Below are 8,583 nucleotides of genomic sequence, written 5' to 3' on the forward strand. Positions count from 1 at the left end.
TCTCGTGGGTCACGCGTCGACGGCGGATGCTTCACGATGCCGGCGCGCAGTCTACGCACTTCGTTTTCCAGTGTCCGCGGTGTATGTTCCGGCGTCATTCAAAGTCCCAAGATGGTTGCCACCGCCGAGGCCAACTCGGGCAGACCCGCTCTGAGAAACTCGAGTTGATCCTGATCGGGTTGATCCGCCTTGTTGGTCAACGCATCTGACGCCACCCGCAGGACGAGCACGCGCTCACACAAGCCCAACGCACGCATCGTGGAAGCGATACCGAAGGACTCCATGTCGACGAGTATGGGCTGAGTCGCGATTTGAGAGTGGAGTGCGAGCGCCAGAGAGTACGTCCAATTTTCCTTGGCGTAGATAGGGACACCCGACGCCGAATTCAACGGCGCCGGTGGGATACCTGGCGAAACCTTGATCACTTTGTCGGTGGCGAGAACGTGGGCGTCGGGAACGGCCAGCCCCCACACCGAACCTGGAGCGCCGGCTGCCCCGGCCCGCAGCTCAATTGCCTCGAGCGGAGCTTGCTCGCTGGGTTGCGTACGAACGATCCACTTGTTCTGCAGCTGGACGACTTCGCCGTCGGCGGAAGCAGCGACCACTCCCAGGGAGAGGTACGAAACCCTCTCGGCGCGGAATACTCTGCCTATCAGGTTGGGATCGACTGTTCCGCAGCAGCCGTAAAAGACGTAGTAGTCGGCCCGGTTCTCTCGGGTCGATCGGCTCAGAGCGGCCGCCGCCACGACATTCCCTTGGGCACTGAGGGCATGATGCTCCAGCCGGGCCGTCCGGCCGTCAGACAGGCGGCCCTCCGAGGCTTCATCGCCCGGCTTTGCCGGCCGCCACACCGTTGTCCCGAAGACCGGCAAGTCGACACACAGGCGGGTCAGCAACTCCGTCACGGCCGTTGCTTCGTTCTTGGTGAAGGTGAATATCGCCACCGTCACGTCCGCCACGGCGTCATCGTAAACCCGCTGCAGTCCGGTAGCTGCGGAATCACTTGGTCGCCGGAGCCGTCAAGGGCGGCCGGTACGTTAGCTTGCGGTCAGCAAGCGAATTCCGAAAAGCCGGGAAACGAAACGCGTAGACGTGAATAACCTTGAGTGACATGACTATGTCACCGTGACGATTTGGTTCGTCGGGCCGTTCTACCCGGCGTTACGGACGGTTACTGCTTCGGGGAATCGGGGACGTCCCCATCGCCGGCCTCGGCCGACTGGCTCTTGAGCTTGTTGACAAGCACGGAGGCCCCGCCGACCGCCAGCACCACGGGCCATTCGGCAGCGGCGACCAGCCCGATCGCTGCGGCGGCGACCACCGGGCGCGGACGGATGCGGCGCTCGCGGATACCGTCACGAATGTCATTTGCCGTGATGACAACACCATCGGCGATGGCGCGTCCTAACTGACTGACCGTCGCAACGGTCTCGTCGGCGACCGAATTAACGGACTTGGTTGCTCGTTCCAGCAGCGTCACAGCGGCTCTCCCTCGTTCGATTTCTGGTGCGGCCAATTGTTCGTCATCTGTTTGCTTTTCAGATTCTCTAGTTTGCTTGGTGGATCCTCTCGATCCATACGGTGAAGCCGCACACAAATCTGAACTGATTCTGCTGCCTGAATCGGTTGTGTCAAGGCTAACCATTGCGAGAGGGCGGTGCACTACGAATATCTCGATCGGGGCGATCGTTTCGGGGCTTCGTTCGGTGATCACCTGCGGCGCAGCAGCGTCGGCCGAGCTGTTCGGCGGGGAGCGTCCCCGCCGCCGATGGTCCGGCAACGGCCGGGGTTGGGTCGAGCTGCGCGTACCTGAGGGGACGTCCGTGGGGGAGTACGCGGCCGTCTTGCACAAGGTGATCGGCAGCATACCGGGTCTCGCGCGGCCACAACTCAATTGGACACTTTCGCGGCTGGTCGTCGAGATCCGCGAAAACGGGCCGACCATCGACCAATTGGTCCGGATCCTGGAGGCGATCGACCGGGTCTTCGCCGAACATGTCGAGCCAGGTGAGTCGTGCGCCGAGCCCGAGTCCTCGCAGTCTGTCCCTCTGCCCACCATCGACCTTCCGGGGGACGGCGCGGAGGTCGTCAACCGGCTGTTCCTGCTGGGGGCCAAGTTTGCGTCGCTAGGGGTGACGGCGGCGCTGCAGGTGGCGCGGATGCCCAGACTGCCTCGAGCATTCGCCGCTGTGACCACGTTCGCCGAGGCGCAGCCCGATGTGCGCAGAGTGTTCGAGCGGGCACTCGGCCCGGCGCGCGCCGATGCTGTGCTCGCGTTGGGAACCGCCGTCACACAGTCGCTGGGTCACACCCCGTCGGTGATCGTCGCCGACATCCTGCTTCGCAGCATGCGTTTGCTTGAATCGTTTGCGGCCGAGGATGCGTGGCGGGAGCACGAACCTCGCCTGGCCGCGAGCGCCGCATGCGAGCCACAGCCACCACTGTCTCGGCCGCGACCAATCCCGGACACGAAGTCGGCAAACTACGCGCGAGCCGCGACGGCGGCAGGTCTTGCCGGCGCCGTCGCCCTGTGTTTCAGTGGCGGCGCGGCACTGGCGAGTGAAGCGGTCATCGTCGCTGCCCCACGCGCGCTCAACTACGCGCGTGAATCGTTCGCCACCACGTTCTGCGCAGCCCTGAATAGGAACCATCACACCCTGGTATTACGTCCCGATGCGCTGCGGTATCTGGATGGCGTCGATGTTCTGATCGTCGACCCTGCAGTGCTGGTCAGTGACAGCCTGCGCGTTACAGAGGTCAACGGGGTCAGCGGGGAACTCCACACGAAGGTGTGGCAGTGCGCTCAAATCGACGTTGACACCGGACTCCTCGGTCCAGGAGTACATACCGGGTGCTCACTGTCACCCGTGCACCAGCTGCCCGAATTGCGGGGGTTGGAGATCGTGGTATCGCGCAGTGCGAACCCGTTCGCAGAACCGCTCGTTGCCGCGGCGCGTGCGGCCGAGCTCACGCTGGTGTCGGTGGACCACGCAGACCCCGGGCACCTGCGCGGGACGTTTGACGAACTTCTGTCCGTGGGAGACGACGTCGATCTCGGGATTCGCGACGCAGTGCGGCGGTTGCAGGCGGAGGGGAAAGTCGTTGCCGTTGTCGGGGGCGACCTCCGCCACGCCTTTGCCGCCGCGGATCTTGGCATGGGTGTCTGGGCCTCGGATCGCCCGCCCGCCTGGACTGCGCATGTGCTGTTGCCACACCTGAAAGTGGCGTGTCGGATCATCGACGCCATACCCGCGGCGAAATCGGCAGCCCGGCGCGGTGTTGAATTGGCCGCTGCCGGAACAGTACTCGGGTCACTCACGCTCCTTCCGGGCGTCCGGGCCGCGGGCTTGCGCCCGAGCATCGCGGCCGCGGCCCTTGCGTTGATCCCCGGATACGTGATCGCGCGAGGGGTGGCCACACAAGCCGATCCGCGCGCAGCGGCGGACATCGAGTGGCACGCGCTGGACACCGACCAAGCCGAAGAGCAACTCCGAATGCTGCGGGCTGATCTCGATCAGTCAGGGCCGGCACGGCTCCAAGGACCTACGCCGCGGTTGTCCGCGCTGGCGGGCAGGTTCGCTGCAGGTGCCGGCGACATCGTCGAGGCCATGTGGCACGAGATGCAGGATCCGCTCACACCGATCCTGGCGACCGGGGCACTCGCGAGTGCGCTCATCGGATCTCCCATCGACGCTGCTCTGGTCGGGGTCGTGTTGCTGGGCAGCGCTGGGATCGCTGCCGCGCAACGACTCAACTCGGATCGCCAGCTAACCAAGATGCTCAGCGCCCAGACGCCACCGGCCCGTATTGTCCTGGCGCCCAACCAATTCACGTTGATCGAGACCGAGCAACTGACGCCTGGAACCATCATCGAAGTCCGGGGCGGCGAGGTCGTCCCGGCGGATGCGCGCGTATTGCACGCGGTAGCCGTGGAGGTCGACGAATCGTCGCTGACGGGTGAGTCGCTGCCGGTCGCGAAAAAACCCGACCCGACACCGGGCCGTCCCCTGGCCGAGCGGGCTTGCATGATTTACGAAGGCTCGACGGTGCTCAGTGGAATGTGCCGCGCGGTGGTGGTCGCGGTAGGCGACGCGACCGCTGCGGGCCGGGCCATGGCGCTGGCACCCCGTCGACGGGATGAGGTGGGGCTGCACGCCCAGCTCGCCCGGGTCACCGCGAAGGTGCTGCCCTGGACCCTCACCGGCGGTGCCGCCGTGGTCGCGACCGCTCTGCTTCGTGGATCGGGAATTCGGGAGGCTGTGACCGGCGGGGTCTACTGCGCCGTCGCGGCGGTGCCCGAGGGTCTGCCACTGGTGGCCACACTGGCCCAGCGCGAAGCTGCCAGGCGCCTTACCCGGCGCCACGTTCTCGTCAGGGCTCCGCGATCGGTCGAGACACTGGGGCGGGTCGAGGTCGTGTGTTTCGACAAGACCGGCACGCTCAGTGAGAACCGCCTGGTGGTGACGGCGATTTCTGCACAGCCGGGCTTCGACGAGGGCGTGATTCTCGAGCGTGCAGCGCTGGCGACGCCGGTACCGATCCACGAGCACGCACCCCTGCAGGCCACCGACGCCGCAGTCGTTTCACGAGCCGGATCCCAGCCGAAACGGGACCGCGAGTTGCCATTTCGCGCCGGGCGGGCATATGCGGCAGGGCTGGACGACCGCACGCTCGCGGTCAAAGGAGGGCCGGAGGTCGTCCTGGCGGCGTGTGTCGAGGGCCGGGACGACGCCACCCGTGAGGCGCTGCTGACCCACGTCCATGAGATGGCCGCCAGCGGCCTGCGGGTCATCGCGGTCGCCGAGCGGACTTTGACCGACGATGACCTTGTGATCGCTCAGGAGAAGGGCCTGGAACCGCTGTGCGCCGGTGGGTTGCGGCTGTTGGGGTTCCTCGGAATCACGGATACTCCAAGGTCCGACGCGAAGGAACTGCTGCTCGGGCTGGCGCGACGCGACATCGGCGTACGCGTCATCACGGGTGACCATCCGGCGACCGCGCGCGCCATCGCTCGTCAGATCGGCCTGCTGGTCCCGGACGACTGTGTCATCACCGGAGCTCGCTGGGAGCGGTTGTCGATCAGCGAGCGGGCGGAGGTGGTCAAGAACAACGTCATCTACGCACGGATGTCGCCCGAGCAGAAGGTGCAGATCGTTCAGCAGATCAGCCAGTCCGGGCGGATCTGCGCGATGGTGGGAGACGGCGCGAACGACGCTGCTGCCATTCGTGCCGCCGCGGTGGGAGTGGGTGTGTCGTCGCACGGGAGCGATCCGGCCCGCGGCGCTGCGGACGTGGTCCTGACCGAGGGCCGCGTCGGAAGTCTCTTGATCGCCATCGACGAGGGCCAGCGACTCTGGCAACAAGCGCAGGCAGCGGTCGCCATGCTGCTTGGCGGCAACGCCGGTGAAGTGGCCTTCAACATGTACGGAACGATCGTGCGCGGCACCGCGCCACTGACTGCACGGCAGATCCTGCTCGTCAACCTGCTGACCGACGTTTTCCCCACCACAGCGGTCGCGGTGAGCGCGGTTCGCAGTCAGCGACCCCCGTCCGAGCGCGGGATCAACATGGACGACCTGTCTCACACCGTCGCTATCCGCGGTGCAGCAACGACGATCGGCTCGAGTATCTCGTGGAGCCTGGCCACCTTTACCCGCGCGAACCCGCGGCGCGCAGCGACGGTGGGTCTGGTGGGGCTCGTCACGACGCAGCTCGGGCAGACGCTGCTGGAGTCTCGCGACCCGCTGGTGGTCGCCACCTGCGCCGGAACCTTTGTGGCGCTGGCCGCGCTGGTCTCGACGCCGGGGGTCAGCCAACTCGTCGGGTGCGTGCCACTGGGTCCATTGGCCTGGCTGGAAGGTGTCGCCCCGGCCGTCGCCCTGACTTTCCTGACCGCCGCCAAGCCGGACCTGTTGCTTCGGATAGCTTCGGCGATCGGCAAGCGCGTCACCAGGTTTGCCAGTGGGGCCGATCAGGGTGTCAACAGCGTGATGGGGTCGGTCGGTACGTGGGCCCGGCAACTCCCAGGTAGTGACGACGGCGACGACGTTGACGACTGGCTGCCCGTCGTGCGCCGTGACCTTGTGCCGACTGGCTGACCGACGACTAGGAAGAAATATGACGACAGTGGATGAAAACCAGACAAGCGCGTCGGCGGGATTGCGCGCGACTGAAGAATGCGGTTCCGCGGAAGCGGATTTCGACTCGGGCGAGTTCGACTTCTCCTTACTTTCGGCCGACGAAGTTGCGCTGGGCAAGCGCTGGGCTGTGTACGCCGCCGAACACCCGAACTCCAAGCGCGTCGCTGCCTTGCGGAAATTAAAGGAGCTGGAACGACGCGAGGTCGAATTGCCGTTCGTCGGGAAGGTCGTCACACCCGTAACCCACGACGTCGTCTACGTCGCGGGTTTAGTGGGACTGCTTGCGTTAGGAGCCGTCGAATTGCCCATTGCCCTGATCGTGTTGGGCGGGCATGTGCTGGTCAAGCAGCACCAGAACCGGTCCTTGTCGGCACTTGGGCAAGTCATGGAGGATGTGCTCGGACCTCCGATCGTGATCGGCAGCCCGTTCTCAAGAAAGAGCCCGACCATTTAAGAATGCTGTGCGACCGTCACCGCGGCATACCGACTTTTGCTGTCCATTCTCATCGAATCTGGGGCAGTTTTACCAGTCCGACCTGTATTACTCAGTTCTAATGAGAATTTCGATCGCGACTTTTCTCACTGAATTTGGGCAACTTCGCTTCCGGTCAGCGTCCGAGCTCCGATTCTTGCGCGGTGCTGGCTGAATGGTCGGCGTCATCGAGTGGGCCTGTTCGGCCCGAACGGTGTTCACCGCTGATGCAGCGTCGGGCACAGCGAGAGCAGCCCGCACACCTCGCCATCCGACGGATGGGTTTCCGCTTCGCGGAGCCGTCGGTCAATCGTTCGGTGACCTCGTCCACGGGGCACGGGTGTGTTGGTCGTAGTCCGTGGCGGTCCGCTCGACATACTCACCGAACTCGTCGTCGATCCGACGCGCGAGCTCCGCCCCTGTGATTTCCTCGCGGTTCGTGTTGAATCTCGGGGAGTAGTCGGCCCGCCAAGCGAAGAGATCCTCGTCTGACGCCCCCATCCCGCCGCGGAGGTCGAACAGGTGCTCGGCGGCGAGGGCGAAGTGCGGTCGTCCGGTGGGTCCCTCGGTCACTCGCCATTCTTGGCCACAGTTGGCGGCGCGATCCAGTGTTGCGGCGAAGGTCGCTCGGGCGCCGAGCTGGTCGGCTGCGCCCCACAGTTTGTCCAACTCCTCGGGAGAAAGACCACGTGCGTTCGCCTTGCACTCTCCCAGAACGATTTCCCCGTTGCGAAGAACAACGATCACGTCGGCCTCTGCCTCGACGCGATCGTTGTCGGGCTTTCGGAACTCCACTCCCGGATATCCGCCGAACACATGTGACCTGCCGCCCAACTTATTGCACACGTACCGCATGGCTAGGACGTGCGAGAGCACGTCATGGCTCATCGCTCGCAACAGGAGTTCACTGGCCCGGTAGCGGTAGTTGATCTGGTTGTGGCCGTGGGGACTGTCTATCGTGCAGCCGCAGGCATGGCACACGAGCGACGGAATGGCCTCGCTCAGCGGCCGCCATTGCTTGTGGCCGCATCGGGTGCAGTTCGCTTCTACGCCCCGGAGGACCAGGCCGCCCGCCATCGCCCAGCTGACCCACTGTTGGGCTGCGTCGCGACGCATGCGCAACAACTGCCTCATCCGATCGAACGTGGGATAACTGAGTTCTTCGGAATCGGGAGACCCGAAGCCTCGGTCCAGGCGGTCGAGGAGCGCCTGATACCGGTCGGACGACTCGTCGGGTTGTGGATCAGCGAGGAACTGGTTCAGCCGCCGCTTTACAATGCTGACGTTGCGGCCGCGCGTCAGCTCGCTGAGCGTTTCAACGACACCCGGTGCCGCGAACATCGAGAGGTACCGTCCCGCTGCGCGGATCAGATGCTCCGCCGCCTTACCCGGAGCGCTCTCAGTCAATCGCAGCCCGTGGTCGACTGCTAGGGCTGATAGAACCTCCAATCCTGATGGCATGTGTATCGTCGTGAATCCATCGGATTGGCCGCCGCTGGTGATTGGTCCGTCGAGATAATGCGAGTCACCGTGGTAAATCTGACGTCTCATTGTCCGAGACGGCGGGAGAGGTGCGTCGACTACAACCGTCTTGCGTTTCATCCAGGTGCCTTGGTGGCTGCCGAGGTACACGCCTCCGATCGCCTGGAAGTCGCTCGGTGAGAAGGAAGCGACCCGGGCCTTGCCGCCGGTGAATCGCACGACGTCGGTGGACACTGAACAGTAGCCGCCTATGGGCCGCAGGAGTTCCCACGCGTCGACGGCGTTGAATTTGACACTCGCGGCCAGTGCTGCGACACGATCAGGTGCGATGGACATCGATGTCAGTGCGAGGTTGTGGCTGAATCCGAAGTGGTGATCAGCGCCTGCTTCGAGCAGCTGTCGGATGTCATCTTCAACAGTCGGTGTCATTGGCACGGCGAGTGGAAACCGTGGCGGGTGAAGGAATCTCGCGCGAAGATTCCATATAAG

At 64.7% G+C, this 8,583-nt stretch carries 5 protein-coding genes; 2 read left to right on the top strand and 3 right to left on the bottom strand.

All coding sequences use genetic code 11. The annotated features are described in order from the left end of the window. Positions 1-98 precede the first annotated feature (98 nt). Positions 99-959 (bottom strand): hypothetical protein, encoded by an 861-nt coding sequence (locus tag ACX9NE_RS22265; protein ID WP_459363238.1) that lies wholly within the window; start codon positions 957-959, stop codon positions 99-101. Between the two features lie 212 nt (positions 960-1,171). Further along, a complete protein-coding gene (locus tag ACX9NE_RS22270; RefSeq protein WP_459363239.1) occupies positions 1,172-1,480 on the bottom strand; it encodes a hypothetical protein in 309 nt (102 codons plus the stop codon). A 343-nt stretch (positions 1,481-1,823) separates the two neighbouring features. On the opposite strand from ACX9NE_RS22270, the gene ACX9NE_RS22275 reads away from it, so the two are divergent. Together ACX9NE_RS22275 and ACX9NE_RS22280 are read left to right on the top strand one after the other, a co-directional pair. Beyond that, the gene (locus ACX9NE_RS22275; protein WP_459363240.1) at positions 1,824-6,098 is read left to right on the top strand and encodes a cation-translocating P-type ATPase; all 4,275 of its coding nucleotides are present in this window, start codon (positions 1,824-1,826) and stop codon (positions 6,096-6,098) included. 19 nt (positions 6,099-6,117) lie between these two features. Next, the gene (locus tag ACX9NE_RS22280) at positions 6,118-6,594 is read left to right on the top strand and encodes a hypothetical protein (RefSeq protein ID WP_459363241.1); all 477 of its coding nucleotides are present in this window, start codon (positions 6,118-6,120) and stop codon (positions 6,592-6,594) included. A 324-nt stretch (positions 6,595-6,918) separates the two neighbouring features. Here ACX9NE_RS22280 and ACX9NE_RS22285 read toward each other — a convergent pair whose 3' ends face one another. Then, on the bottom strand, positions 6,919-8,328 hold the full coding sequence (locus ACX9NE_RS22285) for a hypothetical protein (RefSeq protein ID WP_459363242.1): 1,410 nt from the start codon (positions 8,326-8,328) through the stop codon (positions 6,919-6,921). Positions 8,329-8,583 lie beyond the last annotated feature (255 nt).

Source organism: Mycobacterium sp. ML4 (assembly GCF_054515735.1).